This is a genomic window from Bradyrhizobium sp. Ce-3 (assembly GCF_022835695.1).
Taxonomy (GTDB): domain Bacteria; phylum Pseudomonadota; class Alphaproteobacteria; order Rhizobiales; family Xanthobacteraceae; genus Bradyrhizobium.
In genome coordinates this window covers 256,518-282,896 of record NZ_BQUV01000011.1, presented here as the reverse complement: position 1 = coordinate 282,896, position 26,379 = coordinate 256,518, and the positions used below count along the sequence as shown (strand labels likewise).

Sequence of the window (26,379 nt, the reverse complement as noted above, 5' to 3'; positions counted from 1 at the left end):
CTCCTAAGGGATTGCGCGCCCGGGGGTTGAGGCAAGTTGGACGTGGAGTATGCCTCAGGCGCCGGTGCCGTCAAATCCTGCAAGGAGGATCGGGACGAAATGCGGACAATTTGCGCAAAGGGGCTGACTTGACTTGTGATTTCGCGTGGACCCGTACAATGCGAAGTGCACGGTCGATCTGTCAACTGGTGGAATCATACTGAGGCGAATTTCGACGTTTTTTCGGGTTCGCGACAACCGCCGATATGCAGCGGTCAGGTCTTTCGCCTGACAAAACGCCTCCGCAAGACGATTGCGAGGGCAACCAACACAATCACAGCGGCCGGGATGTTCCCGGCACGCGCGTAGATCGTCGGCGCGATGGCGGTCGGCAGGCCGGCATCGAGCACGCCTTCGATTCCAAGCCCGAGCTGCGCGACAATGCGTCCAAGCGGGTCGATGACGGCCGAGATGCCCGTGTTCGCGGCACGCACCATCGGCAGACCTTCCTCGATCGAGCGCAACCGGGCCTGTTGCAGATGCTGATAGGGGCCGGTCGAGATTCCGAACCAGCCGTCATTGGTGACGTTGATGATCCAGCCGGGACGGTCGTCGCGGCTCACCACATTGCCGGGAAAGATCGCCTCGTAGCAGATCAAGGGCAGCACGCGCGGCGCATTCGGAATGTCGAGCGTGCGGCGGATCGTGCCGGGAATGAAGCCGCCCTGCACCTTGGTGAGTTGCACGAAGCCGAGCTTCTCCATCCAGTCCTGGAACGGCAGATATTCTCCGAATGGGACAAGGTGCAGCTTGTCGTAGACCGCAAGCACGCTGCCGTCATGGTCGATGACGTAGATGGAATTATAGGCGCGCGTGATGCGAACGTTGGGCGGCAGATCGGGCGCGCGCACCGAGCCGGTGATCAGCACGGTTCCCTTCGGCAGCAGGTCGGCGATCTGCGCCATCGCGTCGGCTTCCTTGGTCAGGAAGAACGGAAACGCGGATTCCGGCCAGATCAGGATGGTGGAATCGCTGACGCCGGTGGAGTGCGGCCCGGAGGCCCGATCCGACAGAGTGAGATATTTCTGCATCACCGCCGCCTTGGCGGAGTAGTTGAACTTGGCGTCCTGCTGCAGATCGGGCTGCATGATGCGCAGCTTGACGCCGCTGACCATGCTGGTCGGCTCGCGCGAGAGGCGGACCACGCCGAACGCCAGCATCGCGGCGAGAGTCAGCACCGCCGCCACCGGCGCGCGCCACGGCTTGCGGCCGCGCGAGGCGCCGTCGATCAGGACGGCTGGGCTGGCGAAGATCGCGACGGCCAGGAACGTCATGCCCCACAACCCGATCAGCGAGGCGGTCTGGGCCAGCGCCAGCGGTTCGGTCAGTGCATAGCCGAACGCATTCCACGGAAAGCCGCTCAGCATGTGCCCGCGCAGCCATTCCGAGATCGTCAGGCTGACCGCGAGCGCCAGCACGCGCGAGGCGTCGCGCGGCCAGATCAGCCGCGCCAGCGCGAAGCCGAAGGCGGTGAACAATGCGAGATAGGCCGGCAGGCCGAGCACCGCGAACGGTGTCAGCCAGGCGAACGTGTCCGCATCGACGAAGAAGGCGTAGCCGATCCAGTACAGCCCCGGCACGAAATAGCCGAGGCCGAACCAGAAGCCGGACATCGCCGCGGCGGGCAAGCCGCGCCCGCGTCCAGCAGCAGCGCCGTCGATCAGCCAGACCGCGATGGAAAATGTCAGGAACAGCACCGGCCAGGCGTTGAACGGCGCCATGGCCAGCGATGACAATGCGCCGGCGGCGAGCGCGAGGACGGCGCGCTTCCATCCCCAGGTCAGGATGACGGCAAGACCGATCGATCGGAGCCTGTCGGAGAGCCTCACTGCGGTCCGGCTCCCTCGCCGGGCGGCGGCAGATTGTCATTCGCCTGCGGGTTTCCGGAGTCCGGTGCCTGCTCGCGGCGCCGTTCGCGTTCCTTGCGCGGCGCCGGCCGTTCCTTGCGCGTCGTGACGCGGACGCGCTTGACCCGACGCGGATCGGCGTCGAGCACCTCGACCTCGTAATTGCCGGGCCCCGAGATCACCTCGCCGCGCACCGGCAGGCGGCCGACGAACGACACCAGATAGCCGCCGAGCGTCTCGACCTCCTCGCCGGCCTCGCCGGTGACGAAGTCTTCGCCGATCACCGAGCGGACGTCGTCGAGGCTGGCGCGCGCGTCGGCGATAAAGGAGTTGTCCGGCTGGCGCACGATGGAGGGCGGCTCGTCGGAATCGTGCTCGTCGTCGATCTCGCCGACGATCTGCTCGACGATGTCCTCGATCGACACCAGCCCGTCGGTGCCGCCATATTCGTCGACCACCAGCGCGAGATGGATGCGCGAGGCCTGCATCTGCGCCAGCAGGTCGATCGCGCGCATCGAGGGCGGGATGTAGAGCAGCTTGCGGATGATGTTGGCGTCCGCCAGCGGCAGCGCGAGATCGACGCTGCGCAGATCGAGCCCGGCCGGGAACGGCTTCTTGCGCTTGGTCTTGGTGGTGTCGGTGACGCGCGCCTTCGCGGTCATGAAAGCGAGCAGGTCGCGGATGTGCACCATGCCCTCGGGGTCGTCGAGGGTTTCGTTGTAGACGACGAGCCGCGAATGCGCCGCGCTCTCGAACAGGCTCATCAATTCGCCGAGCGGGATGTCGCGCTTGACCGCGACGATGTCGGCGCGGTGCACCATGACGTCGGCGATCCGCCGCTCGTTCAGCGACAGGATGTTGCGCAGCATGGTGCGCTCGATCGCCGAGAAGCCGACATCGTCGGGGGTCGAGGCGTCGAGCACCACCTGCAGATCGTCGCGCACCGAGCCGGCCTTCCAGCCGAACAGCGTGCGGATCGCGCGCACCAGCCAGCCTTCGGCGGCGGCCGGGCGCTGCACCTCGCCTTCGTGCACCACGGCGGGCAGGTTGCTCACGTTGCGCGGATTGTCATGGGTTGGTTCGGAATCCGGCATGTCAGGCGGTCCGATCCGCATAGGGGTCGGGAATGCCGAGGGCGGAGAGGATCTCGCGCTCGAGCGCCTCCATGTCCTCGGCATCGTCGTCGTTCTCGTGATCGTAACCGATCAGGTGCAGGAAGCCGTGCACCGCGAGATGGCTCAAATGATGGTCGAACGGTTTCTGCTCTTCATCCGCTTCCCGCCGCGTCGTCTGATAGGCGATCGCGATATCGCCGAGCATGCGCGGGGCATCATCGGGTCCGCCGCCGCCTTCCGGCTGCAGCGCCGGAAACGACAGCACGTTGGTCGGCTTGTCGATGCTGCGCCAGTTGGCGTTGAGGGTGCGAATGCCGGAATCGTCGGTCAGCATCACCGCAAGTTCGGCGTCGGCGACATCGGCATCGGCGATCTCCGCGGCAGCCTCGATCGCGCGATGAATCACCGCGTCGGCGTTGGGCTCGGCCTGCCAGCAGTCGGCGGTGACGAGAACCTCGGTTGCAGGAAAAGCGGACACCTTCGTTTCAAAATCTGCGTTAGGGCCGGAACTCGCATCGCGCGGGCCCGCGGCCGAAGCTATTGGTCTCAAGATCTGGCGTTTGCCGGCTTTTGCGGCAATCCCTCATAGGCGGCCACGATGCGCGCCACCAATTCATGGCGAATGACGTCCTCGGCCTTGAAATGCACCTGTGCGATGCCCTCGACGCCGTCGAGCAGCTTCACGGCTTCGGTGAGCCCCGAGGCCTGGCCGTGCGGCAGGTCGACCTGCGACGGGTCGCCGGTGACGATCATCCGGCTGTTCTCGCCGAGACGCGTCAGGAACATCTTCATCTGCATCGTCGTGGTGTTCTGCGCCTCGTCGAGGATGATGGCGGCATTGGTCAGGGTGCGGCCGCGCATGAAGGCGAGCGGCGCGATCTCGATCTCGTTGCCCTGCAGCGCGCGCTCGACGACGCGGGCATCCATCAGATCGTACAGCGCATCATAGATCGGGCGCAGATACGGATCGACCTTCTCCTTGAGATCGCCGGGCAGGAAGCCGAGCCGCTCGCCGGCCTCGACCGCGGGCCGCGTCAGGATGATCTTGTCGACCTCCTTGCGCTCGAACAGCTGTGCCGCGTGCGCGACCGCGAGCCAGGTCTTGCCGGTGCCGGCCGGGCCGATGCCGAACACCAATTCATGCCGCTTCAGCGCGCGGATATAGGAATCCTGCGCCGCGGTGCGGGCGCGCACCGGACGTTTGCGCAGATTGATGGTTTCAAAGGTCGACTTGGCGGTCTTGTTGTCGAATTCGAACAGCGAGCCCTGCGCGAGCACGGCGCGGATCGCGCCCTCGACTTCGCCCTGGTCGAGATCATGTCCGGCGACGGCCTGGGCATAGAGTGTCTCGAGCACCCGCCGCGCCGCGTCGCAGCCGTCACGGGAGCCTGCGATGCTGACGTGGTTGCCGCGGGAATCGACCACGACACCGAGCCGCCGCTCGATCAGCGCCAAGTTCTGTCCGTAGGGGCCGACCAGCGCGGATGCGGCACGGTTGTCGTCGAAATCGATGACGACCTGAGTCTCAGGTGGCATTTGCATGTCGCGGTCGGGTTTGCGGCTGGGAGCGAGCGAAGACGAATCCGATGCGCTTTTGGGCAAGGATTTCAGGCTCCAATGGTCTGCGAAATGAGGCCGGGCGTTACGGGCGTCGCAAGCTCGCCGATCAGGCTGTAGCGCTCAAGGCTGTTGATCCGCACCGAGCGGACCTGGCCGATGATGTCGGGCGACGCCATCACATGGGCGGGCTGCAGATAGGCGGTGCGGCCGACGATCTGGCCTGGATTGCGCGCGGCGCGCTCGAACAGCACGTCGACCGTTGTGCCGATCGCAGCACGGTTGAAGGCCGATTGCTGGCTGTCGATCAATTCCTGAAGCCGCCCCAAGCGCTCGTCCATCTCGGCTGCTGACACCGTCTCCCGCATCTCCGCCGCCGGCGTGCCCGGCCGTGGCGAATATTTGAATGAATACGCCGCAGCGTACCCGATTTGCGTGACAAGCGCGAGGGTGGCGGAAAATTCTTCCGCGGTCTCCCCGGGGAAGCCCACGATAAAATCTGATGAAAAAGCAATGTCTTGCCGCGCAGCACGGAACCGGTCGATGACGCGCCGGTAGTCATCGGCGGTATGCTTGCGGTTCATGGCGGCCAGGATCCGGTCCGCCCCCGATTGCACCGGCAGGTGCACGAACGGCATCAGTCCGGGCAGATCGCGATGCGCCGCGATCAGGTCGTCATCCACATCGCGCGGATGGCTGGTGGAATAACGCAGCCGGATGACGCCGGGGATGGCGGCGAGCCGCTGCAACAATTTGCCGAGCGACCAGACGCGGCCGTCGGGGCCTTCGCCGTGATAGGCGTTGACGTTCTGTCCGATCAGCGTGAACTCGCGCACGCCGTTGTCGGCGAGCTGCTTCACATCGTCGATGATTTTCGCGACCGGACGCGAGACTTCGGCGCCGCGCGTATAGGGCACCACGCAGAAGGTGCAGAACTTGTCGCAGCCTTCCTGCACCGTGACGAAGGCGGAGATGCCGCGAGCGCGGATCGCATCGGGCTTCGGCTGCGGCAGGAAGCCGAACTTGTCCTCGACCGGAAACTCGGTTTCGAGCGCGCGGCCGTTTTCCCTGGCGCGCTTCAGCAGCTCCGGCAGGTGATGGTAGCTCTGCGGCCCGACCACGATATCGACGGTCGGTGCACGCTGGATGATCTCGGCGCCTTCGGCCTGCGCAACACAGCCGGCGACCGCGATCTTCATCTCGCGGCCGGCCCGCGCGGCCTCGTCCTTGGCGACGCGCAGCCGGCCGAGTTCGGAGTAGACCTTTTCCGACGCCTTCTCGCGGATGTGGCAGGTGTTGAGGATGACGAGGTCGGCGTCTTCGGCGCTCGCGGTCTCGACAAAGCCCTCGCCGGCCAGCGTGTCCACCATGCGCTGTGCATCGTAGACATTCATCTGGCAGCCATAGGACTTGATGTGCAGCTTGCGCGGCGTCGTCATGGAACCCTGAATGCGGAAATGGAAACGGCGCCATCGGGGCGCCGGGGTTCAAATATAGCTTAAATCGCGGAAAATCCAGCGATCGACCGGTGTTTTTGGCCGGCCTGGGCGATCAAATCGGGCAATTGGCGCATATCGGCGAAGGTTACGGCCGCGCCGGCCTGCCGCAGCATGCCCTCGTGTTCCGCGGTGCAGTGGCCGCCGCCGTAAAACCCGAGCACGGTCATTCCGGCGGCGCACCCGCCGGTGACGCCGGCCACGCTGTCCTCGATCACGACGCAGCGCGAAGGGTTCGCGCCCATCTGTCCGGCCGCGAACAGGAACAGATCGGGCGCCGGCTTGCCGCGCTGGACCTGCGTCGCGGAGAAAATATGCGGCGCCAGCTGGTCGTAGAGCCCGGCGCAGGTCAGGCCGTGATGGATCTTCTCCGGCGTGCCGCTGGAGGCCACGCATTTCGGCAAGCCAAGCGCTGATATCGCCGCGCCGACATGGGCGATCGCGTTGAGATCGTCGGCATAGAAACTGAGCGTCGCGTGCTTGACCTCGGCCTCGAAAGTCTCGGGCAGCGCGCGGCCGATCTCGCTCTCGACGATGCGCCGCGCCTCGCGGTCCGACACGCCGAGGAAGCGCTTCAGCACACCGTCGGGCGTGATCGGAAAGCCGTGCCGGGTCAGCGTGTCCGCATGCGCGCGACAGGAGATCACCTCGCTGTCAACCAGCACACCGTCGCAATCGAAGATGACGAGATCGAAGCTCATGGTTCGGCGCTGCGTTGCACGCCTACGACTTGCTGTCTTCGTCGAGCGGGACGCAATAGAGCTCGAGCCGGTGATCGACCAGCTTGTAGCCGAGCTTGCGCGCGATCTCGGCCTGCAGCTTCTCGATCTCCTCGGAGGTGAACTCGATCACCTTGCCGTCGCGCAGATTGATCAGGTGGTCGTGATGGCTCTCGGGCATCTGCTCGTAGCGCGCGCGGCCTTCGCGGAAGTCGTGACGTTCGATGATCCCGGCATCCTCGAACAGCTTGACGGTGCGATAGACCGTCGAGATCGAGATCTTGTCGTCGACTGCGACGCAGCGGCGGTAGAGCTCCTCGACATCCGGATGATCCATGGCCTCCGCCAGCACCCGCGCGATCACGCGGCGCTGTTCGGTCATGCGCATGCCCGTCGCGGCGCAGCGCGCCTCGATGCCGGTATTCTTATGCGCAGGCGGGATTTTCACCGTGGTCATGGGTCTCAGGCCGTATTCTTCAAACCTTGGTTGGCGGAGCAGGGCGCTGTTCTGCCATCGCGGCGATGTTACGACAAGTCGCGCCGCATCAGAAGCGCGTTCAAATGTTCCCCACCGGGCTGCTTGTAATAACGTTCGCGGCGGCCGATCACGCCGAACCCGGCCCTTTCATAAAGCCGCCGCGCCGGCGCATTGTTCTCTTCCACCTCGAGGAAGATGGTGCGGATGCCGCGGCCGGCAAGATGGCCGAGATGGGTCAGCAGCAGGTCGCGCGACAGGCCGCGCCCGCGCTGATTGGAATCGATCGCGATCGACAGGATTTCGGCTTCATCCGCCGCCATCCGCGACACCGCAAAGCCGATCACCCTGCGACCCTGCCGCAGCCGGTGCACCAGCGTGTTGCGCTCGGTCAGCATCGTCTCGAACTCGCCTTCGCCCCAGCCGCGGTGAAACGACGCGCCGTGCAATTGCGCGAGCCGCGCCGCGTCGCGCACCGATGCGGGCTCGACCGCGGGCGGACCGCCGCTCCACCATCGTGACAGCCAACGGGTCATGTCGACGGCGGCGCGCTGATTTCGAGCCGATCCTTCGGCGGCTTTGCGTCGGGCGCGCGCAGATAAAATGGACGCGGCGGCGCGGTTTCGGGATCGACGGCGGCGCCGACCCAGGCGACCCAGATGATGTCGGGCGCGGGCTGCCGGTCGACCTTCACCGGCGGCGCGGCGTCGGCGGGCCAGCGCTCGGCCAGGATGTTTGCGGCGTTGCCGACCAGATGCAGCGCGCCGTGTTGAGAGGCCGCGAGCGCTTCTTCGATCGGCGCCACTTTTGGCTTGATGACGGGACTGCCGTCGCCGCCGACCAGCTGGAAATAGACATGATCGTGGCGTGCATCGATCGCCGACAGGATGGCAGTCTGGCCATTCTCGGCAACCACCGGCGCGGCGTAGGCGGCGAGCGTGGACAGGCCGACGACCGGCTTCGATGCGGATAGCGCGATGCCGCGCGCCGCCGAAAGGCCGACGCGGAGCCCGGTGAAACTGCCGGGGCCGGTGGTGACTGCGATGCGGTCAAGCGCGGCAAAGCCGATGCCGCTCGCCCTCATCACGCGTCCGATCAGCGGCATCAGCGCCTCGGCATGGCCGCGCTGCATCGCCTGCGATTCGATCGCAAGCGTCTTGCCGGTGTCGGTGTCGAGCACCGCCGCGGAGCAGGCGTCGAGCGCCGTATCGATCGCGAGAATGATCATGGGAGGGCGAATAGCGAATAGGGAATGGCGAATTGGCAATTACGGGAAAACGCGACTTGCCATCCGCCACGCGCCATTCGCCGCTCCATCACATCGGCCGGACTTCTTGCACGTCGGGCACGAAGTGCCGGAGCAGGTTCTGGATGCCGTGTTGCAAGGTGGCGGTCGATGACGGGCAGCCGGCGCAGGAGCCCTTCATGTTGAGATAGACGATGCCGTCCTTGAAGCCGCGGAAGGTGATGTCGCCGCCGTCATTGGCAACCGCCGGGCGCACCCGGGTCTCGATCAGATCCTTGATCTGCTCGACCGTCTCGGCATCGGCCTCGTCGAAGAACTCGTCTTCCTCGTCGCGCGCATCATCGCTGCCTGCGGTGCCGTCGGCGAGCAGCGGCGCGCCGGACATGTAGTGCTCCATGATCGCGCCGAGGATCGCGGGCTTGAGGTGCTGCCAGTCGCCGTCCGCCTTGGTCACGGTGATGAAATCGGCGCCGTAGAACACGCCGGTGACGCCGGACACGGCGAACAGCCGTTCGGCGAGCGGCGAGCGCGCGGCGGATTCGGCCGAGGAGAATTCCATGGTGCCGGTGTCGAGCACCAGGCGGCCCGGGATGAATTTCAGGGTGGCGGGATTCGGTGTAGCTTCGGTCTGAATGAACATTTGCTGTCTCCGGCGTCGCCGGTTCAAGGCCGGCGCGTTGGGTTCCCCCATCAAATGGCAACTAAAAAGCCCGCGATCAAGCCGCAAAACAGCGGTTCCAGGCCTGCATCCATGCTCTGGAGCCGGTTTCGGGGCCAATAAGGCTTACGACAGCGCGTCGATCTCGGCGTCGGTCAGGCCGCCCGGCACGATGGTCACCGGGATCGGGAACGCGCCCATGGTCTTGGCCATGGTTGTGATGATCGGCCCGGGGCCCTCGGCGCCCGGATTGGCAGCCAGCACCAGCATGGCGATATCGACGTCCTTGTCGATCACGTCGAGGATCTGCTCGGTCGGGTCGCCCTCGCGAATCACCCGTTCCGGGGTGATGGCGGCAATCCCGTTGGCGCGGCCGGCGGCGCGGTCGAGCGCCTCATTGGCGGCTTCCTCGGCCTCCGCGCGCATGATGTCGGCGACCCCGAGCCATTGCTGGTTCTGGTCCTCCGTCTCGATCACCCGCAGCATCAGGACGCCGCCGCCGACCCGGATCGCCCAGCGGCTGGCGTAATAGACCGCGCGGTCCCATTCCGCGGTGTCGTCAACGATGACGAGGCATTTCGGCTTGTGACCTTGCTCGTAGCTGCGTCGCTGGGCGGTCATGCATGTCCCGGTGCTGAACCAAACCAACCCATGGTGCCACGGCGCGGCTGTTTCCTTCAAGCGGCGTCGACAGGCCGGGGCGCATGCTAGCTTGAACGATCCCAGGGAATGGGGACGGGCGCCTTCGCAAGTGCGATGCTTTTCTCATCGCTCTTCTCGACCGCGATGATGTGCCGGTATTCGAACGGCAATTCGGTTCCGCTCCAAAGCTGATCGTTTTCCGCGATCGAGTGGGGCTCATTGTCCAGGATGCCGATGTAGCCGCCCGGAATGCGTTCACGGACGATCACCCACATTCGCTCGACGGCGACGGCGTCGTCATCCTCGACGTCAATCATGAAGATCAGCTTGGCGAGATCGCCGGGCTGGAGAAAGGACCGCGCCGCCCGATCCGGGATATGAAACGTCGCCGGAGCGGCGCGATGCCTCTCCTCGCCATCATCGAGGCACCATCCATCCCTGTCGAAGTCCGGCGCCCGCATGAGACGCCGTCCCTAGCGCGGGCGGATGAAGCCCACGATGTCCTTGGTCATCCGCATGGTCTCGTCGGCGATGATCCGTGCGCGGTTGGCGCCGTCGGCCAGGATCGCATCGACATGGCCGGGATCGGCGACCAGCCGCTTCATCTCGCCGGCGATCGGTGCCAGTTTCGCGACGCAAAGCTCGACCAGCGCGTTCTTGAAGCTGGAGAACTGCCCGCCGCCGAACTGGTTGAGCACCTCCTGCTTGGAGATGTCGGCGAGCGCCGCGTAGATGCCGACCAGATTGTCGGCCTCGGGACGGGTCTCCAGGCCCTTTTCCTCCGACGGCAGCGGTTCCGGATCGGTCTTCGCCTTGCGGATCTTCTGCGCGATGGTCTCGGCGTCGTCGGTGAGGTTGATGCGCGAATTGTCCGACGCATCCGACTTCGACATCTTCTTGGTGCCGTCGCGCAGGCTCATCACCCGCGTCGCGGGGCCCGTGATGAACGGCTCCGGCTGCGGAAAGTAGAGGCCTTCGTTGAAGCCGTGGCCGCGGATCGAATCGCCGAAGTCGTTGTTGAACTTCTGCGCGATGTCGCGGGACAGCTCGAGATGCTGCTTCTGGTCCTCGCCGACCGGCACATGGGTCGCGCGATAGAGAAGAATGTCGGCCGCCATCAGCACCGGATAGTCGTAGAGGCCGACCGACGCGTTCTCGCGGTCCTTGCCCGCCTTCTCCTTGAACTGGGTCATCCGGCTGAGCCAGCCGACACGGGCCACGCAGTTGAAGATCCAGGTCAGCTCGGCATGGCCGGCAACCTGGCTCTGGTTGAACACGATATGCTTGTTCGGATCGATGCCGGCGGCGATGAAGGCCGCGGTGACCTCGCGGGTGTTGCGCGCGAGCTCGGCCGGGCCGCCCCAGACGTCGACGCCTTGCGTGATCGCATGCATGTCGACGACGCAATAGATGCAGTTGTGGGTCTGCTGCATCTTCACGAAGTTGACGATAGCGCCGAGGTAATTGCCGAGGTGCAGATTGCCCGTCGGCTGGACGCCTGAGAAAACCCGTTCAACGAACGCCATGGTCTAATTCCCGGAAATGGCCGCTTTCAGAAGCGTTTTCGAGCGAAGTGGACACCGGTTCGCGTGAAGAAAACACGTCAAAACTAGAGTCCGGAGCCCCGTTCCGATTCCATCGGAACGGAAAGGGCTCTGGCGCGCTCGTTTGCCACTTAAGCCCCGCGCGCGCAAGTCAGGCGGGGTGTCTTTGCCTCACGGCGTTAACCGCGTCGCGCCACCCGGTGACGCCGAAAGCCTGCAAAAGTAGCCCATAACCCGCGATGCCGGCCGCGATCAGTACGAGAAGGGCCACCGCCTGCACGAAACCGTGGCTGCCCGCCGCCGGCAGGACGCCCTCCGCGAGCCAGAGCAGCGCGCCCATCGCGAGCGCGGCGGCGAGGATACGCGGCAGCCGGCGGCGCGCCGCGGCGTCGATCGAAAAACCGAAGGTCGTGGCACCCTTGCGGATCAGCGCCAGCGCATTGCTCCAGGCGCCGAGCGCAATGCCTGCGGCAATTCCGCTCGCGCCGAACAGATGGCCGAGCAGGAAGGCCGCCGCGATCGCCACCACGATGGCCTTCAGCGTCGCGAGTAATGGCGTCAGCGTGTCCTCGCGGGCGAAGAACGCCGGCGACAGCGCCTTCACCAGCACATGCGCCGGCAGAGCCAGCGTCAGCCAGATCAGGGCCTGCGCGGTCGCCACGGCATCCTCCGCGGTGAATGCACCATGCTCGAACAGCATCCGCACGATCGGTCCGCTCAGCACCATCAGCCCGAGCGTTGCGGGCAAGGCGAGTCCGACCGCGAGCTCGAGGCCGCGCGATTCCGCATGCGCGATCGCGGCCGGCTCGCCGCTGCGCACCGCGCGCGTCATCTCCGGAATCAGCACCGTGCCCATCGCGACGCCGACGATGCCGAGCGGCAGCTCGAGCAGGCGGTTAGCGAAATAGAGCCAGGACACCGCCGACGGCGAGGTCGATGCGATCACCGCGCCTGCCACCATGAGCCATTGCGGCGCGCTGCTCGCGACCATGCCGGGAACCGCGCGGCCGAGAAAGCCGCGCATCTCAGGGTCGAAGGAGACGCGGAGCGGCGCGGCGAGTTTTGCGCCGCGCAGCGCCAGCATCGACAGCTGCAGGAAGCCGGCGACGCCGATCGTGGCCGCCATCACCAGCGCGGCCTGCACCGGATCCTGCCGACGGACCAGCAGCACGGCCATCACCGATATCAGCGCGATGTTGAACAGCAGCGGCGAGAACGCCGTCAGCGCGAAGCGCCCCTGCGCGTTGAGCAGCGCCATCATCACGGTGACGGGGCCGGCGAAGGCGAGATAGGGCAGCATCAGCCGCGCATTGTCGACGGCGAATTGCAGCGTGTCGCGGCCGACGAAGCCTGGCGCGATCGCCGCGATCACCAGCGGCATCAGCGCGCCGATCACCAGCGCGGCGGCGATCACGGCGGCACTGACCGTGCCGAGCACGCGGCCGGCAAACGCTCGCGCCGCCGCTTCACCCTCGCTATCGCGAACCTTGAGCCATGCCGGCACCAAAGCGGCATTCAATCCGCCCTCGGACAACAGCCGCCGCACCACGTTCACAAGCTGAAATGCCGCCAGGAAGGCATCCGCCACCGGTCCCGCGCCGAGCAGCGCCGCGATCACGGAATCGCGCACGAATCCGAGCAGTCGCGAGGCCAGCGTTCCCGTGGAGACCGTGAGGAAGGAGCGGAACATGGGGCTTGTATAGCAGCCACGAGCCCTGCTGCCAGCAGAGCAGCGCGGCACGCGCGTCTCGAAGGGTCGACGGCCACCAGCCGGGCCGTGCATCCTTCGAGACGCGCTACGCGCTCTTCAGGACGACGGGTTAACAGGCGAGATGACGGAACAAGCAGCAGCGGCTTCCCTTGCTGCCCCGAGGCCTAACGTGATAGGTCGCGGCTCTTGTTGGGTGGCGTTAACACAGGGCAGGTCTATGGCTGACGCAAAATATGACGTTCTCGGGATCGGCAACGCGATCTTCGACGTGCTGGTGCAGACCGACGAGGCATTCCTTGCCCGTCACGGCATGACCAAGGGCTCGATGCAGCTGATCGATGAGGCGCGCGCCACCGCGATCTACAGCGACATGGGCGTCGCAACCGAGATATCGGGCGGCTCGGCCGCGAACACCATCGTCGGCGTCGGCAGTCTCGGCGCCCGCGCCGCCTATGTCGGCAAGGTCAAGGACGACCAGATCGGCAAGCTCTACGTCCACGACATCCGCGCCGCCGGCGTGGCGTTCGATACCGCGCCGGCCAAGACTGGCCCGGCCACCGGCTGCTCCTACATCCTGGTGACGCCGGACGGCGAGCGTACCATGAACACCTATCTCGGCGCCGCGCAGGACCTGACGCCCGACGACATCGATCCGGCGCAGATCGCGGCCGCCAGCATCATCTATCTCGAGGGCTATCTCTGGGATCCGAAGAACGCCAAGGACGCGTTCGTGAAGGCGGCCGATATCGCGCATGGCGCCGGCCGCCGGGTCGCGCTGACGCTGTCGGATTCGTTCTGCGTCGATCGCTACCGCGACGAATTCCTTGCGTTGATGCGCAAGGGCACGGTCGATCTCGTGTTCGCCAACGAGTCCGAGCTGCACTCGCTGTACCAGACCTCGGATTTCGACACCGCGCTGAAGCAGTTCGGCAAGGACACCAGGCTCGGCGTCGTCACCCGCAGCGAGAAGGGTTGCGTCGTGATCTCAGGAGAGAGCGTCGTATCGGCACCCGCTTCGCCGATCGACAAGCTCGTCGACACCACAGGCGCCGGCGATCTGTTCGCCGCCGGCTTCCTGGTCGGCCTCGTCCGCAATGTCGGCCATGAGAATGCCGGCCGTCTCGGCGCGCTCGCCGCCGCCGAGGTGATCCAGCACATCGGCGCCCGGCCGCTGGTGTCGCTGAAGGATCTGGCGAAGCAGCAGGGGCTGCTGGTTTAGGCGCCTCTTACCTCGCCCCGCTTGCGGGGAGAGGTCGGAACGCATCGTGAGATGCGTTCCGGGTGAGGGGGAGTCTCCGCACACTCATCTCTATCGCATTCGTGGAGATAGCCCCTCACCCCGACCCTCTCCCCGTAAGAACGGGGCGAGGGGGAAGAAAGATCACGCCGTCTTCGCCGCCTTCAGCCCGAGCCGCTGCTCCACCGCGTCGCGCATCACGAATTTCTGGATCTTGCCGGTCACCGTCATCGGGAATTCCTCGACGAACTCGACATAGCGCGGGATCTTGTTGTGGGCGATCTGGCCCTGGCAGAAGGCGCGCACCTCGTCAGCGGTGAGCGTTTCACCGGGGCGCACGCGAACCCAGGCGCACAGCTCCTCGCCATAGCGCTGGTCGGCGACGCCGAAGATCTGCACATCCTGGATCTTCGGATGACGGTAGAGGAATTCCTCGATCTCGCGCGGATACAGATTCTCGCCGCCGCGGATCACCAAATCCTTGATGCGGCCGACGATGTTGCAATAGCCCTCGTCGTCGATCACGGCGAGGTCGCCGGTGTGCATCCAGCCATTGGCGTCGAGCACCTCGCCGGTCTTTTCCTTCTCGTCCCAATAGCCTGACATCACGCTGTAGCCGCGGGTGCACAGCTCGCCGCGTTCGCCGCGCGGCACTATCTTGCCGTCGAGATCGACGACCTTGACCTCGACATGCGGATGGATGCGGCCGACAGTGGAGACGCGTCGCTCCAGCGGATCGTCGGTCGCGCTCTGGAAGCTCACCGGGCTGGTTTCGGTCATGCCGTAGGCGATCGTCACCTCGCGCATGTTCATCTCGGTGTTGACGCGCTTCATCACCTCGATCGGGCAGGGCGCGCCGGCCATGATGCCGGTGCGCAGCGACGACAGGTCGAAGCGGGAAAACTCCGGATGATCGAGCTCGGCGATGAACATGGTCGGCACGCCGTACAGCGTCGTGCATTTCTCCTGCGCGACCGTGGTCAGCGTCGCCAGCGGTTCGAAACCTTCGCCGGGATAGACCATGGTGGTGCCGAGCGTGACCGAGGCAAGGTTGCCCATCACCATGCCGAAGCAGTGATAGAGCGGCACCGGAATGCAGATACGGTCCTGCTCGGTCAGGCGCATGGCGCGGCCGGTGAAGTAGCCGTTGTTGAGGATGTTGTGGTGGGTCAGCGTCACGCCCTTGGGCGAGCCGGTGGTGCCGCTGGTGAATTGGATATTGACGGGATCGTCGAACTGCAGGCTGTCGCCGAGCGTCGCAAGCTGCTCGCGGTGGCGCTCGCCGCCCATCTGCGCGACCTGATCGAACGCAATGGTCCCCGGTGCCGCAGGTCCGCCGATCTGGATCACGGCGCGCAGTTGCGGCAGCCGCGCTGATCGCAATTGGCCGGGCTCCGAGCTCGCCAGCTCCGGCAGCAGCGTGTTGATCATCTCCATATAGGCCGAGGTCTTGAACGCGGTCGCGGTGACGATTGCGGCGCAGCCGACCTTGCGGAGCGCGAATTCGAGCTCGCTCAGCCGATAGGCCGGGTTGATGGTGACGAGGATCAGTCCCGCCTTGGCGACGGCGAATTGCGTCAGCGTCCATTCCGGCCGGTTCAGCGACCAGATCCCGATCCGCTCGCCGCGTTGCAGGCCGAGCGCGAGGAAGCCGGCGGCCAACGCCTCGACCCGCTCGGCGAATTCGTTCCAGGTCCAGCGCACATTGTGGCTCGGCGAGACCAGCGCCTCGCGCTCGCCCCAGCGCGCACGTGCGCGGTCGAGGCTGCGGCCGATGGTTTCACCGAGCAGCGGCGTATCGGAAACTCCGCAGACATAGCTGTCTGCCTTGCTATCTCCCTTGGGTGTGGCTGCCAAGATCGTCCTCCTCCTGGTCGTGCTCGTGTCGCGGCGCTTTTTTGCGCGATCTTAGTCGTTTGGCGCCGACGGGACAGGCCCGACCTATGGCCGGCATGAAAAATCCCTCCCCGCGAGGGGAGGGATTTCTCGGTGCATGATCGGAACCTCAGGCCGCGCGCTGTCCGCTGCCGGCGTCGAGGCCGGCATAGATGCCCTTCTCGAAGCCTGCGAAGGCTTCCAGGCTGTGCTTGTCGGCGAACGGCAGCAGCTGGGTCAGGATCACGCCGCAGACGTCGCGCGACGGGTCGATCCAGTAATAGGTGTTGGCAAGGCCGGCCCAGGCGAGGCTGCCGGCGCTGCGGCCTTCCGGCGTCTTGGCGGTGTTGATCAGGAAGCTGAGGCCCCACTTCTTGACGATGTCCGGCCAGAGATCGACGTCGTTGGTGTACATCGGCGCCGCGGTGGTCATCTTGTCGACGGTGAGCTCGCCGATGTGGTTCTGCCCCATCGTGGCAACGGTCTCGGCCTTCAGCACCTGGTTGCCGTTGCCTTTGCCCTTGTTGAGGATCATCTGGCAGAACTTGAGGTAGTCGGCCGCGGTCGAATACAGGCCGCCGCCACCCATGTGGAATTCAGGGTTCTGCTCGAGCTCGAACGGGATCGCGGCCAGCGTGCCGTCCTCGCCGCGGGCATGCATGCCGACCAGCCGCTTGCGCATATTGTCCGAGATCTTGAAGGCGGTGTCGTTCATGCCGAGCGGCGCGAACATGTTGTCGCGCAGATAGGCATCGAGCTTCTTGCCGCTCGCCGCCTCCACCGCCTTGCCGACGAAATCGATATTGGTGCCGTATTCCCAGCGGGTGCCGGGATCGGTCATGATCGGCGTCTTCAGCGCGGCGTTCAGGCAAGTGATGATGCCGGGGGTGCCGGTCTTCTCCAGATATTTGCCGAGATTGGCGTCCCACATGTCGTAGGCGAAGCCGGCGGTGTGGGTCATCAGCTGGCGCAGCGTGATCGGCTTCTTCGCCGGCCGCAGCTGCGGCTCGCCCTTGGCGTCGAAGCCGTCGAGCACCTGCACCGCGGCAAGATCCGGCAGCAGCTTGCCGATCGGCTCATCGAGCGACAGCTTGCCCTGCTCGACAAGCTGCATCGCGCCCGCCGACGTTACCGCCTTGGTCATCGAGGCGATCCAGAACACGCTGTCGGCCGTCATCGGATCGCTCTTCGAGAGGTCGCGCTTGCCGAACGCGCCTTCGTAGATCACGTCCTTGCCGGTGGCCGCGACGGCGACCACGCCGGGAATCTCCTTTGCCTCGCTCTTCTGCCGCAATACCTGATCGATCTGAGCCTTGCTCTGCATTGGGGGCGTCCTCCGGTGGGGTTTATTGTTTTGAAGTGGGCGGATCATCCTCCCGCTTTTCCGCTCCCGCAAGGCGGGCGCGACGCGATGGTGTCGCGATGTCGTGAAGGCGGGGCCGGTAGGAACGACCGCGCTCAACAGGTGTTCACCACGCGCGCAGATTTTGCGGTGGACTCCGCACCGGCCCCGGTGACCTCGGAGGGCAGCCACGGTAACGTGATCAAGGAATGATTTTCGCACCTGATTATTTGCATTAACGCATTCAGATCGCTGCATAAACGGTGCGGCGAATTGGGATGGATTTGACGAAAAGATTCGTCATTTCGCGCCTCGCGGGGACGCAGCAATGATTTCGACATGGAGTGAATGGAAGCGCTATCCGCGGCCGGGCCGCGGCGAGAATATCGAGGCGCCGATCAGCCCTGGTCTCTACGAAGTTCGCTACGCAGGTACCGGTGCGCTGCACTCGTTCGAGGCAGTCGAGAATGTCGCGCAGGCGCTGGCGCTGCTGCAGACCGGCGCCAAGTCCTGGTTCGGCCGCCGCGATGCGCGGGCGCAGGCCGACCTCGAATACCGGACGTGCGCGACCTCGACCAAGGCGGATGCCAAGGCTGCGGCCGAGCGGATGATCGGCCGTCGTGAAACCTACATGTCCGGCGGGGCGATCTGAGCGCCGACCTGCGCCGGCGCATCAGGAAAGTTCGTGCGCCAGCCCTCAATATTGCTTGAAGCAGGGTCGCGCCGGCCGCCGGTGCATCGCGCCGGCTTTCCGCTTATATAGGCGGCGAACATCTCCCAAAGAAATCCCAGGAGTAACGCCATGACCCCGCCCGTTGCCGCACGCGCCACGCCATCCGCAGCATCCTCCCTGCAAAGCCGCCTGAAGGATCCGTCGCTGCTGCGCGACCGCTGCTACATCGATGGCGCCTGGGTCGGCACCCCCGAATTTGCCGTCAACAATCCGGCGACCGGCGTCGAGCTGATCAAGATCCCGCAGCTCGGCGCCGACGACGCCACCAAAGCCGTCGAGGCCGCCCAGCGCGCGTTTCCGGCCTGGGCCAAGCTGACCGCCAAGCAGCGCTCCAACATTTTGCGCAAATGGTTCGACCTGATCATCGCCAATCGCGAGGACCTCGCGCTGATCCTGACCTCCGAGCAGGGCAAGCCGCTGGCGGAAGCGCTCGGCGAAGTCGATATCGGCGCCGCCTATGTCGAGTTCTTTGCCGAAGAAGCGCGCCGGGTCTATGGCGAGACGATTCCGACCCAGCGTCCGGATGCGCGCCTGCTCGCGATCCGGCAGCCGATCGGCGTCTGCGGCGCCATCACGCCGTGGAATTTCCCGAATTCGATGATCACGCGCAAAGTGTCGCCGGCGCTGGCCGCCGGCTGCACCGTGGTGCTGAAGCCCGCCAACGAGACGCCGCTGTCCGCGCTCGCGCTGGCGGTGCTGGCCGAAAAGGCCGGCGTGCCGAAGGGCGTGCTCAACATCATCACCGGTGACGCGCCGCCGATCGGCAAGGTGCTGTGCGAACATCCGGCGGTGCGCTTCGTCGGCTTCACCGGTTCGACCAATGTCGGCAAGATCCTGTACCGGCAAGCCTCGGTCGGCGTGAAGAAGCTCGGCCTCGAGCTCGGCGGCAATGCGCCCTTCGTGGTGTTCGACGATGCCGATATCGACGCTGCGGTCGAAGGCGCGATCGTCTCCAAGTACCGCAACATGGGCCAGACCTGCGTCTGCGCCAACCGTCTCTACGCGCAGGACAAGATCTACGACCAGTTCGTGCAGAAGCTGTCGAAGAAGGTCGCCGAGATGAAGATCGGCGACGGTACCGAGCAAGGCGTGACCCAGGGCCCGCTGATCAACTTGAAGGCGGTGGAGAAGGTCGAGCGGCACATCGCCGACGCCGTGAAGGGCGGCGCCAAGGTCGTGACCGGCGGCAAGCGCTCGGCGCTCGGCCGCAGCTTCTTCGAGCCGACCGTGCTGTCGGATGTGCGGCCCGACGCGCTGGTGGCGCAGGAGGAAACCTTCGGCCCGCTCGCGCCGGTGATCCGCTTCAAGGACGAGGCCGACGTGATCGCGATGTGCAACGCCTCGCCGTTCGGCCTCGCCTCCTACTTCTATTCGCGTGACATCGGCCGCGTCTGGCGCGTTGCCGAGGCGTTGGAGTCGGGCATGGTCGGCGTCAACTCCGGCCTGATCACGACCGAGGTCGCACCGTTCGGCGGCGTCAAGGAATCGGGCCTCGGCCGCGAAGGCTCGCGCCACGGCATGGATGAATACGTCGAGATCAAATATGTGATGATGGCCGGCGTCTGATCGCCGCAGAGTATCGCCTAGTCCCGGAGCCCGGTTCTGATCAAATCAGAGCCGGGCTTTTTACTTGATTACACGCCCTTGTCGTTCGGATTGGCGACGGCGTCCTGCAGCGGCGGCGTCATCGGGAAGTTCAGGTTGACGTTCTTCGGCGGGATCGGCCGCGTGAACCATTTGGCATAGAGCTGCTGGAATTCGTTGCTCTTCATCATGGCGATCAGCGTGCTGTCGACCAGCGCCTTGAACTCCGGATCGCCCTTGCGGATGATCAGCCCGTAGGGCTCGGTGCGCAGGCTGTCGTCGATGATGCGCCAGTCGGACGGATTGGGGCTGCCGGCGATCAGGCTGGCGAGCAGGATGTCGTCCATCACGAAGGCCTCGCTGCGCCCGGTGGTCAGCGCCAGGAACGAGGCGGCATGATCCGGGGTGAGGATGTTCTTGGTCTGAAAGTTCTTCGCCTGGGCGCGCGCGCTCAACAGCCCGATCGAGGTCGAGCCCGAAGTCAGTGAGACCGGCCTGCCGCCGAGATCCTCGAAGGTCCTGATCGGCGCGTCCTTCTGCACCACCGCGCGGATGCTCGACACGAAGATCGTGGTGCTGAACGCGACGACCTTCTGCCGCTCCAGCGTGTTGGTGGCGGGACCGCAGACGATGTCGATGGTGCCGTTCTCGATCAGCGGTATCTGAGTAGAGAGTTGGATCGGCTGCAGCCGGGTCTGCAGCGCCGGCAGCTTGAGCTCGCGCTTCACCGCGTCGACGATCCGACCGCAGAGGTCCATCGCGAAGCCGACCGGCTTCTGGTTGTCGTCGAGATAGGAGAACGGTACCGAGACGTCGCGATGGCCGAGCCGGATCTCGCCGGCGTCGCGGATCTTGGCCAGCGTGCCGCCGGGCGATTGGGCTTGTCCCGGCGCGGATGCCGCCGTCGCAAGAAAGACAAGATAGATCAATCGCTTGAGTGATTTATTCATCAGGTGCTCGCGGCCGTCGGAAAGATTGGATACGATAGACAAAGATTTTATACACAGGATTGCATAATCAGCAATCCGATTTTATACAATAGTGGCCCGGCCGGATATATTGGCCCGATTGACCAGAGAGATCTCGGATGGAACCCGCACCCGCCACCAGCCAACGAGCGGCCGGACCCCACGGCTCCGCGCCGGACGCCGTGCGCGAGGCGCTGCGGGCGGCGATCAGCTCGGGCGAGCTTGCGCCCGGATTGCAGCTGCGCCAGGACGAGCTTGCCGCCCGGTTCGGCACCAGCCGCATCCCGGTGCGAGAGGCGCTGCGCCAGCTCGAAGCCGAGGGTTTTGTCACCTTCCTGCCCAACCGCGGCGCGGTCGTCTCCGACCTGTCGATCGACGAGGTGATCGAGCTGCTCGAGATCCGCATCGCGCTCGAATGCCACGCGTTGCGATTGGCGATCCCTGCGATGGGCGAGATCGATCTCGAAGCGGCGACGAAGATCCTGCGCGCCTATGATGCCGAACCCGATCCGGCGCAATGGGGCGCGTTCAACTGGAAATTCCACGCCACGCTCTACGCGGCATGCAACCGCCCGCGTCTGCTCGGCATGATCGAGGCGAATTACGGTCACGTCGGCCGCTTCACCCGGGCGCTGGTGTCGCAGGCGACCGGCAAGGAGCGTCCGCAGCGCGAGCATTACCGGTTGCTCGAATTCTGCCGCGACGGCGAGGTCAAGAAGGCCGTCCGCCTGCTGCGCGATCATATCGAGGAGACGCAGAAGACACTGCGCTCGGCGCAGCGCCAGGCATTGCGCGATGCGGGCCCCGAGCGGCCGGCCTGATCGACATGAGACAGCTTGAACCCTCGCAGGCTCCATGCGGGCCTTTGGGAGATTGCGCGTGAAGACCAACGACGTCGAAATTTTGGTGATCGGTGCGGGTATCGTCGGCATCGCCACGGCCTATTACCTCGCGACCCGGCATGGGCGCTCACGCTTGCTGATCGTCGACGAAGGCCAGCCGATGGCGCTGACCTCGGCACAGTCCGGCGAGAACTATCGCAACTGGTGGCCGCATCCGACGATGGCGGACTTCACCAATCACTCCACCGACCTGATGGAAGAGATCGCGCGCCGCAGCGAAAACCGCATCCACATGACGCGGCGCGGCTATCTGCTGATCACGCGCGAGGCGAAGCCCGAAGAGCTGCTGCAGCAACTTTACGCCGGCTATGGCGCGCAGGCGGACAAGCTGATCCGCCTGCATGACGGCACCAGCCGCGGCTACCTGCCGCCGCACTCGGCCGACTGGCAGAGTGCGCCCGACGGTGTCGACGTCCTGCTCGGCCGCGACCTGATCCAGGCGCACTACCCGACCTTCGACAAGGAGGTCGCAACCGCGCTGCATATCCGACGGGCGGGCGACATCAGCGGCCAGCAGCTCGGCCAGTACATGCTGGAGACCATGCGGCCGCTGGGCGCGCAGTTTCAGCGGGCGACGGTGCTCGGCATCGCGAAGACCGATCGCTTCGCCGTCGACGTGCTGGCCGATGGCGCGCGGCAAACCATCAAGGCCGACATCATCGTCAATGCCGCCGGCCCGTTCGCCGCGCATGTCGCGGCGCTGCATGGCGAGCAGCTGCCGATCGTCAACGTGCTGCAGCAGAAGATCGCGTTCGCCGATCGCAACCGCGCGGTCGATCGCAAGATGCCGTTTGCGATCGATCTCGACGGCCAGACCTTGGCTTGGTCCGACGACGAGCGCGAGGCGCTGTCAGCGGCGCCGGAATTTTCGCGCCTGCTGGCGCCGATGCCGGGCAGCATCCATTGCCGGCCCGACGGCGGCGATCACGGCGAATGGATCAAGCTCGGCTGGGCCTTCAACGCCGAGCAGACCACGGAGCCGGTGCGCGAGCCGGAGCTGAACCCTTATTTTCCCGAGGTGGTGCTGCGCGCCGCGAGCCGGCTGCAGCCCCGCCTCGCGCAATATCTCGGTGCGCTGCCGCGCGATCGTGTGCATTACGGCGGCTACTATCCGATGACGAAGGAGAACTGGCCGCTGATCGGCGCCGCGAAAACGCCGGGCGTGTTTCTTGCGACCGCGTTGTCGGGCTACGGCACGATGGGCGCCTGCGCCACCGGCGATCTCTGCGCCCGCGCCGTCGTCGGCGCGCCGGCACCCGCATTCGCCCGCAGCCTTTCGCTGGCGCGCTATCAGGACCAAGCGCTGATGGACGAGCTCGCGGCAAGCGAAAGCCGCGGATTGCTGTAGTTCAGCCGTAGCCTCGCATCACCGCGTCTATCGGGTACGAAACGATCTTCGGCAAGCCAATGACCGGACTCCGACGTTTCCGGGGCGCGTCGTGCGCGCAGTCAACCTGGCCGTCATTGCCGATAGCGCGCTTTGATGCGCCTGGCCGAGGGGCCGAGCAGAGCCGACAAGGGCGTCCTCACCTTTTCCGGCACCAAAAGCCAGAGGTCGCGCGCCCTGCCGGTGAGAAGGCGAGGTGGCGGCGGTGGCGGACGGAGCGCGATCGGCGCGGTGAGAGGCAATTGCGGGGTCACCGCCGACCAGCTGTCCTGTTGTGCATCGACACGCACCAGCGCGAACGTCGGCCGTCTCTCGCGGGGCGGACCAAGCGTCCTGGCTTGCTCGATCGCCTCATCGATGTCGCTGACAAACCGGTGGTAGCCATACGCGCCTCCCAGAATGACGTCGTGATAGGCACGATCGACCATTTTCTGCAGGCTGGGCACGTCGGCGAGCCGCTTCAGGACGTCATCCAGATTCCTGTAGTCCTTGCGGAGCGGAATGTAGTGCTCGTCGGGCTTGATCACATTGGAGTAGGAACCTTCGAACAATACCAGCCCGGTCTTCAGTGCAAGCGCTTCGAAGAATTTCGGGCTCATTTGGCCCATGCTGACGTTGTTCTCGTGCGGAGCCACGACGCGCGCGTAGATCTCATCGTCGCTGAGGTCTGGATGCGCCCTTACCGTCGCCTCAACACTGCCGCGAATATCACCCCACGCGTCCATGATATTGGCGCCGCTCTCGGTCCCGAGCATCGCTCTCGTATCTGTCATGAAGGTGAACCAGGCGGAGCCGTTGACCCGCTTGTCTTCCTCCCATTCGATGTCGTGGGGGACATTGCGGGCGGCGCATTCAGCCTTCATCCGCTGCGCGATGGTGGATTTTTCGAATCCCAATTGCCCGTACCAGATCGGCAGCTTTCTTCCACGGTAAGCGAGCCAGAGCCGTCGTTCCGCCAGCGGCCTGGCCAACTCGAACGGCAGTTCGTCGGGGACATAGCCGGTCAGGCAGGATCTGAACGTCACGTTCGGGAGTTCGTCGGGCGGATAGAACTTTTCGACGAACGGTTTTGGCACGGTCGTGAAGACCGTGTCGACGCCGAGCTTCCTGATCAAGGCGCATGCCTTCCGCGGCATGTCGTATTCGTCCTGGATCAGCAACACCTTGGGGCCGCTGAAGTTGGACACGAGCTCCACGAACGAGGGCGACATCGTTCCGAACGGCATGCGCACCGAGAAATGAATGACGAGCGCATCGAACAATTCAAGTGGGAAGTCGGCCTTGCAATCGAACGTCGCGGCGGCATAGGCCACGTCATGCCTCGAATGGCGCTGGATCGCCATCAGATGCTGACGGACGAATTCGGTCGCCAGTGCATTCGGGTCGTAGAGAACGAGAATGCTGCGCGATCTGGTCTGAATCACGTTATGCATCGGCCAGCGGCTACCTCAACGATCTCCGGAATGCCGGTCGCGCAGGATGGAAATGGCCGGCGTCGGCCAATCGAACGGATTGCCGTACCGTGTGAGATAGTCCTCGACGGTCGGGAAATAGTACAGGAGATCGGACGGTCGGAATTGCCCCTCCAGCAGCGCGGTGATGAACACAACCCGCGAAGCGCTGAGTTGTTCCGTCGCGCCGATGCTCGCGATCGCATCAGGCGGAACCGGCTTCCCCGATGCGATGTCGTCAAAGCTCGCGATGCAGGCGATGCCGAGGGTCGGATCGATTGCGAGGTGCGGCGTCTTGCCACGCTCGCTCACGAACAGCATCTGGTGATTCCCGACGGCGCCTCCGTCCCAGCCGACAAAGGAGAGCGGCTTGCGATCGGCTTCGCTGAGAAGATGGCGCGAGAAGTAGTAGGTCAGGAGGCCGTAGTTCGAGCAGTCGAGATGCTGCGAGCGCAGCAGCTCGCTGTAGTCTTGCGACGGACAGCCTCTGCCATAGGGCTTGAGATTATGCGCTGCAGTTGAGGCAAATACGTATAAAAGATCCGTGCGGCTCAGGCTCGACCAGGATTGCGGCAAGCATCGCTGCAGGTGTTTCAGCGCCGCCGCTGAAACATCCTGGAGAACATCCGATCGCTCGGACATCGCATCGCCGGTGATTGCGCCGAGGCGCGGCAGTTCGACGATCTTGATCTGGGATAGTGCGCGCGTAGTCCGTAGCGAAGATATTTTCTTTGTGAAACGGAGAAACATTTTGAAATTGAAGGCTGGCGAAAATATTTCGCTCCGCCTTCTTAGCTCAAGTAGCCGCTCCATGACAGTCGCCGCCCCGGGATTGTGTCATCTGAAGATGCAATTCGGCGAGCGCGTTGTCAGGTTAAAAATCGGCAAAGCCTCTCATGGCAGCGCGCGTTCTTCTTCGGTCGGCACGTCACACTTCTCACGTGCGCGGCGCAACGTGCTGATCGCTCGACTGAATCGACGTCACGCCCACGACAGGCGCTGCGGCCCCTGCTGTGCAGAGAGGCCGCCTCGCATGTTTGGGCGCAGATGATCCTATTCCTTGCCGAAGCTGCCGTGACGGCCGATGCCCGAGGCAAAGCGCGTCGCGCCCGCCAGCGTTTCGCCCGAGGCGATCACATCGAGGCCGCCGCGCATCTCGTTCCTGATCGCCTCCTCCTCGTCGAGGTCCCATTGCCGCAGCGCCGACAGCCGATCGGCGCGCATGCAGGTCTGCGGGAATTTCGCGATGTCCCTGGCGAGCGCGACCGCGTGCGCGCGGGTCTCGCCCTTCGGCACCAGGCGGTTGGCGAGCCCCATGCGATGGGCCTCGGCGCCGCCGACCGGGCGTCCGGTGAGGATCAGGTCGATCGCCTGCGAATGGCCGATCAGCCGCGGCAGGCGGATGGTGCCGAGATCAATCAGCGGCACGCCGAAGCGGCGGCAGAACACGCCGAAGGTCGCGTCCTCGGCGACGACACGCATATCGGCCCACAGCGCAAGCTCCATGCCGCCGGCGACCGCAAAGCCCTCGATCGCGGCGATGACGGGCTTGGAGAGCCGCAGCCGGCTCGGCCCCATCGGCGCGATCGTGTTGTGGCCGCCGACCTCGCGCTTCTTCTCGGGATCGCCCGCCGCCACCGCCTTCAAATCGGCGCCGGCGCAGAAATATCCGCCGGTGCCGGTGAATACCGCGACCGACGCGTTCGCATCGGCGTCGAAGGCGAGAAACGCGTCATATAGTTTGCGCGCGGTGGCGCCATCGACGGCGTTGCGGTTATGCGGACGGTTGATCGAGATGATGGTGATGGGACCATCGCGCTCGACGAGCACGGTATCGGCATCGGACATGAG

The 26,379-nt window shown here is 65.1% G+C and carries 25 protein-coding genes; 5 read left to right on the top strand and 20 right to left on the bottom strand.

The window, feature by feature from the left end; translation table 11 throughout:
• Nucleotides 1–254: 254 nt before the first annotated feature.
• The 14 genes from lnt to murJ form a co-directional block, all read right to left on the bottom strand.
• Nucleotides 255–1,868, bottom strand: coding sequence for an apolipoprotein N-acyltransferase (gene lnt, locus BRSPCE3_RS32305; protein WP_244070604.1), 1,614 nt, complete (start codon nucleotides 1,866–1,868; stop codon nucleotides 255–257).
• Entirely contained in the window at nucleotides 1,865–2,980 is a 1,116-nt protein-coding gene (locus BRSPCE3_RS32300) for a hemolysin family protein (protein ID WP_244070602.1), read from the bottom strand. The genes lnt and BRSPCE3_RS32300 overlap by 4 nt, the downstream gene beginning before the upstream one ends.
• Before the next feature lies 1 nt (nucleotide 2,981).
• On the bottom strand, nucleotides 2,982–3,479 hold the full coding sequence (gene ybeY / locus BRSPCE3_RS32295; protein ID WP_244070600.1) for an rRNA maturation RNase YbeY: 498 nt from the start codon (nucleotides 3,477–3,479) through the stop codon (nucleotides 2,982–2,984).
• Nucleotides 3,480–3,547: 68 nt separating this feature from the next.
• Nucleotides 3,548–4,543: a PhoH family protein gene (locus tag BRSPCE3_RS32290; RefSeq protein WP_244070598.1), complete on the bottom strand. Its 996-nt coding sequence runs from the start codon at nucleotides 4,541–4,543 to the stop codon at nucleotides 3,548–3,550.
• A 65-nt stretch (nucleotides 4,544–4,608) separates the two neighbouring features.
• On the bottom strand, nucleotides 4,609–5,997 hold the full coding sequence (gene miaB, locus BRSPCE3_RS32285; protein ID WP_244070596.1) for a tRNA (N6-isopentenyl adenosine(37)-C2)-methylthiotransferase MiaB: 1,389 nt from the start codon (nucleotides 5,995–5,997) through the stop codon (nucleotides 4,609–4,611).
• 59 nt (nucleotides 5,998–6,056) lie between these two features.
• Complete coding sequence (locus BRSPCE3_RS32280; RefSeq protein ID WP_244070594.1) at nucleotides 6,057–6,755, bottom strand: HAD family hydrolase; 699 nt, start codon at nucleotides 6,753–6,755, stop codon at nucleotides 6,057–6,059.
• Between the two features lie 22 nt (nucleotides 6,756–6,777).
• Complete coding sequence (locus BRSPCE3_RS32275; RefSeq protein WP_029082423.1) at nucleotides 6,778–7,230, bottom strand: Fur family transcriptional regulator; 453 nt, start codon at nucleotides 7,228–7,230, stop codon at nucleotides 6,778–6,780.
• A gap of 68 nt (nucleotides 7,231–7,298) precedes the next feature.
• Entirely contained in the window at nucleotides 7,299–7,784 is a 486-nt protein-coding gene (gene rimI / locus BRSPCE3_RS32270; protein ID WP_244070592.1) for a ribosomal protein S18-alanine N-acetyltransferase, read from the bottom strand.
• Nucleotides 7,781–8,476, bottom strand: a complete 696-nt coding sequence (tsaB, locus tag BRSPCE3_RS32265; RefSeq protein ID WP_244070589.1) for a tRNA (adenosine(37)-N6)-threonylcarbamoyltransferase complex dimerization subunit type 1 TsaB — start codon at nucleotides 8,474–8,476, stop codon at nucleotides 7,781–7,783. Before tsaB ends, rimI begins: the two co-directional genes overlap by 4 nt.
• A gap of 88 nt (nucleotides 8,477–8,564) precedes the next feature.
• Complete coding sequence (locus BRSPCE3_RS32260; protein ID WP_212019428.1) at nucleotides 8,565–9,134, bottom strand: NifU family protein; 570 nt, start codon at nucleotides 9,132–9,134, stop codon at nucleotides 8,565–8,567.
• Between the two features lie 144 nt (nucleotides 9,135–9,278).
• Nucleotides 9,279–9,773, bottom strand: a complete 495-nt coding sequence (locus BRSPCE3_RS32255) for a universal stress protein (RefSeq protein WP_244070587.1) — start codon at nucleotides 9,771–9,773, stop codon at nucleotides 9,279–9,281.
• An 86-nt stretch (nucleotides 9,774–9,859) separates the two neighbouring features.
• Entirely contained in the window at nucleotides 9,860–10,255 is a 396-nt protein-coding gene (locus tag BRSPCE3_RS32250) for a hypothetical protein (RefSeq protein ID WP_244070585.1), read from the bottom strand.
• Nucleotides 10,256–10,267: 12 nt separating this feature from the next.
• Complete coding sequence (gene trpS / locus BRSPCE3_RS32245; RefSeq protein ID WP_244070583.1) at nucleotides 10,268–11,320, bottom strand: tryptophan--tRNA ligase; 1,053 nt, start codon at nucleotides 11,318–11,320, stop codon at nucleotides 10,268–10,270.
• Between the two features lie 169 nt (nucleotides 11,321–11,489).
• Nucleotides 11,490–13,028, bottom strand: a complete 1,539-nt coding sequence (murJ, locus tag BRSPCE3_RS32240; protein ID WP_244070581.1) for a murein biosynthesis integral membrane protein MurJ — start codon at nucleotides 13,026–13,028, stop codon at nucleotides 11,490–11,492.
• A 238-nt stretch (nucleotides 13,029–13,266) separates the two neighbouring features.
• On the opposite strand from murJ, the gene BRSPCE3_RS32235 reads away from it, so the two are divergent.
• The gene (locus BRSPCE3_RS32235; protein ID WP_244070579.1) at nucleotides 13,267–14,268 is read left to right on the top strand and encodes an adenosine kinase; all 1,002 of its coding nucleotides are present in this window, start codon (nucleotides 13,267–13,269) and stop codon (nucleotides 14,266–14,268) included.
• 162 nt (nucleotides 14,269–14,430) lie between these two features.
• Here the strand turns inward: BRSPCE3_RS32235 and BRSPCE3_RS32230 are convergent, their stop codons facing one another.
• Both BRSPCE3_RS32230 and BRSPCE3_RS32225 read right to left on the bottom strand, forming a co-directional pair.
• Nucleotides 14,431–16,143, bottom strand: a complete 1,713-nt coding sequence (locus BRSPCE3_RS32230; RefSeq protein ID WP_244070577.1) for an AMP-binding protein — start codon at nucleotides 16,141–16,143, stop codon at nucleotides 14,431–14,433.
• Nucleotides 16,144–16,291: 148 nt separating this feature from the next.
• Nucleotides 16,292–17,485, bottom strand: coding sequence for a serine hydrolase (locus tag BRSPCE3_RS32225; RefSeq protein ID WP_244070576.1), 1,194 nt, complete (start codon nucleotides 17,483–17,485; stop codon nucleotides 16,292–16,294).
• Between the two features lie 346 nt (nucleotides 17,486–17,831).
• Between BRSPCE3_RS32225 and BRSPCE3_RS32220 the strand changes: the two genes are divergently transcribed.
• Both BRSPCE3_RS32220 and BRSPCE3_RS32215 read left to right on the top strand, forming a co-directional pair.
• Entirely contained in the window at nucleotides 17,832–18,155 is a 324-nt protein-coding gene (locus BRSPCE3_RS32220; protein WP_244070574.1) for a hypothetical protein, read from the top strand.
• A gap of 150 nt (nucleotides 18,156–18,305) precedes the next feature.
• Nucleotides 18,306–19,802 carry an NAD-dependent succinate-semialdehyde dehydrogenase gene (locus BRSPCE3_RS32215; protein ID WP_244070572.1) on the top strand — a complete coding sequence of 499 codons (1,497 nt, stop codon included), beginning with the start codon at nucleotides 18,306–18,308 and terminating at the stop codon, nucleotides 19,800–19,802.
• A gap of 68 nt (nucleotides 19,803–19,870) precedes the next feature.
• Here the strand turns inward: BRSPCE3_RS32215 and BRSPCE3_RS32210 are convergent, their stop codons facing one another.
• Nucleotides 19,871–20,770, bottom strand: a complete 900-nt coding sequence (locus BRSPCE3_RS32210) for an amino acid ABC transporter substrate-binding protein (protein WP_244070570.1) — start codon at nucleotides 20,768–20,770, stop codon at nucleotides 19,871–19,873.
• Nucleotides 20,771–20,907: 137 nt separating this feature from the next.
• Here BRSPCE3_RS32210 and BRSPCE3_RS32205 point away from each other — a divergent pair, with 137 nt between their 5' ends.
• Both BRSPCE3_RS32205 and BRSPCE3_RS32200 read left to right on the top strand, forming a co-directional pair.
• Nucleotides 20,908–21,609 (top strand): GntR family transcriptional regulator, encoded by a 702-nt coding sequence (locus BRSPCE3_RS32205; RefSeq protein WP_244070568.1) that lies wholly within the window; start codon nucleotides 20,908–20,910, stop codon nucleotides 21,607–21,609.
• Nucleotides 21,610–21,667: 58 nt separating this feature from the next.
• Complete coding sequence (locus BRSPCE3_RS32200; RefSeq protein ID WP_244070567.1) at nucleotides 21,668–23,038, top strand: FAD-binding oxidoreductase; 1,371 nt, start codon at nucleotides 21,668–21,670, stop codon at nucleotides 23,036–23,038.
• A gap of 113 nt (nucleotides 23,039–23,151) precedes the next feature.
• Here BRSPCE3_RS32200 and BRSPCE3_RS32195 read toward each other — a convergent pair whose 3' ends face one another.
• From BRSPCE3_RS32195 to BRSPCE3_RS32185, 3 genes are all read right to left on the bottom strand, one after another.
• The gene (locus tag BRSPCE3_RS32195) at nucleotides 23,152–24,390 is read right to left on the bottom strand and encodes a hypothetical protein (RefSeq protein ID WP_244070564.1); all 1,239 of its coding nucleotides are present in this window, start codon (nucleotides 24,388–24,390) and stop codon (nucleotides 23,152–23,154) included.
• 135 nt (nucleotides 24,391–24,525) lie between these two features.
• Entirely contained in the window at nucleotides 24,526–25,341 is an 816-nt protein-coding gene (locus BRSPCE3_RS32190; protein ID WP_244070562.1) for a hypothetical protein, read from the bottom strand.
• 240 nt (nucleotides 25,342–25,581) lie between these two features.
• A complete protein-coding gene (locus BRSPCE3_RS32185) occupies nucleotides 25,582–26,376 on the bottom strand; it encodes a crotonase/enoyl-CoA hydratase family protein (protein ID WP_244070560.1) in 795 nt (264 codons plus the stop codon).
• Between the last annotated feature and the right edge of the window lie 3 nt (nucleotides 26,377–26,379).

What these genes read in the sequence shown, in the direction of transcription:
- BRSPCE3_RS32300 (WP_244070602.1), bottom strand. Translation starts at nt 2,980, where the DNA reads ATGCCGGATTCCGAACCAACCCATGACAATCCGCGCAACGTGAGCAAC.
- BRSPCE3_RS32290 (WP_244070598.1), bottom strand. Translation starts at nt 4,543, where the DNA reads ATGCAAATGCCACCTGAGACTCAGGTCGTCATCGATTTCGACGACAAC.
- miaB (WP_244070596.1), bottom strand. Translation starts at nt 5,997, where the DNA reads ATGACGACGCCGCGCAAGCTGCACATCAAGTCCTATGGCTGCCAGATG.
- BRSPCE3_RS32280 (WP_244070594.1), bottom strand. Translation starts at nt 6,755, where the DNA reads ATGAGCTTCGATCTCGTCATCTTCGATTGCGACGGTGTGCTGGTTGAC.
- BRSPCE3_RS32275 (WP_029082423.1), bottom strand. Translation starts at nt 7,230, where the DNA reads ATGACCACGGTGAAAATCCCGCCTGCGCATAAGAATACCGGCATCGAG.
- rimI (WP_244070592.1), bottom strand. Translation starts at nt 7,784, where the DNA reads ATGACCCGTTGGCTGTCACGATGGTGGAGCGGCGGTCCGCCCGCGGTC.
- tsaB (WP_244070589.1), bottom strand. Translation starts at nt 8,476, where the DNA reads ATGATCATTCTCGCGATCGATACGGCGCTCGACGCCTGCTCCGCGGCG.
- BRSPCE3_RS32260 (WP_212019428.1), bottom strand. Translation starts at nt 9,134, where the DNA reads ATGTTCATTCAGACCGAAGCTACACCGAATCCCGCCACCCTGAAATTC.
- BRSPCE3_RS32255 (WP_244070587.1), bottom strand. Translation starts at nt 9,773, where the DNA reads ATGACCGCCCAGCGACGCAGCTACGAGCAAGGTCACAAGCCGAAATGC.
- BRSPCE3_RS32250 (WP_244070585.1), bottom strand. Translation starts at nt 10,255, where the DNA reads ATGCGGGCGCCGGACTTCGACAGGGATGGATGGTGCCTCGATGATGGC.
- trpS (WP_244070583.1), bottom strand. Translation starts at nt 11,320, where the DNA reads ATGGCGTTCGTTGAACGGGTTTTCTCAGGCGTCCAGCCGACGGGCAAT.
- murJ (WP_244070581.1), bottom strand. Translation starts at nt 13,028, where the DNA reads ATGTTCCGCTCCTTCCTCACGGTCTCCACGGGAACGCTGGCCTCGCGA.
- BRSPCE3_RS32235 (WP_244070579.1), top strand. Translation starts at nt 13,267, where the DNA reads ATGGCTGACGCAAAATATGACGTTCTCGGGATCGGCAACGCGATCTTC.
- BRSPCE3_RS32225 (WP_244070576.1), bottom strand. Translation starts at nt 17,485, where the DNA reads ATGCAGAGCAAGGCTCAGATCGATCAGGTATTGCGGCAGAAGAGCGAG.
- BRSPCE3_RS32220 (WP_244070574.1), top strand. Translation starts at nt 17,832, where the DNA reads ATGATTTCGACATGGAGTGAATGGAAGCGCTATCCGCGGCCGGGCCGC.
- BRSPCE3_RS32215 (WP_244070572.1), top strand. Translation starts at nt 18,306, where the DNA reads ATGACCCCGCCCGTTGCCGCACGCGCCACGCCATCCGCAGCATCCTCC.
- BRSPCE3_RS32210 (WP_244070570.1), bottom strand. Translation starts at nt 20,770, where the DNA reads ATGAATAAATCACTCAAGCGATTGATCTATCTTGTCTTTCTTGCGACG.
- BRSPCE3_RS32205 (WP_244070568.1), top strand. Translation starts at nt 20,908, where the DNA reads ATGGAACCCGCACCCGCCACCAGCCAACGAGCGGCCGGACCCCACGGC.
- BRSPCE3_RS32190 (WP_244070562.1), bottom strand. Translation starts at nt 25,341, where the DNA reads ATGGAGCGGCTACTTGAGCTAAGAAGGCGGAGCGAAATATTTTCGCCA.
- BRSPCE3_RS32185 (WP_244070560.1), bottom strand. Translation starts at nt 26,376, where the DNA reads ATGTCCGATGCCGATACCGTGCTCGTCGAGCGCGATGGTCCCATCACC.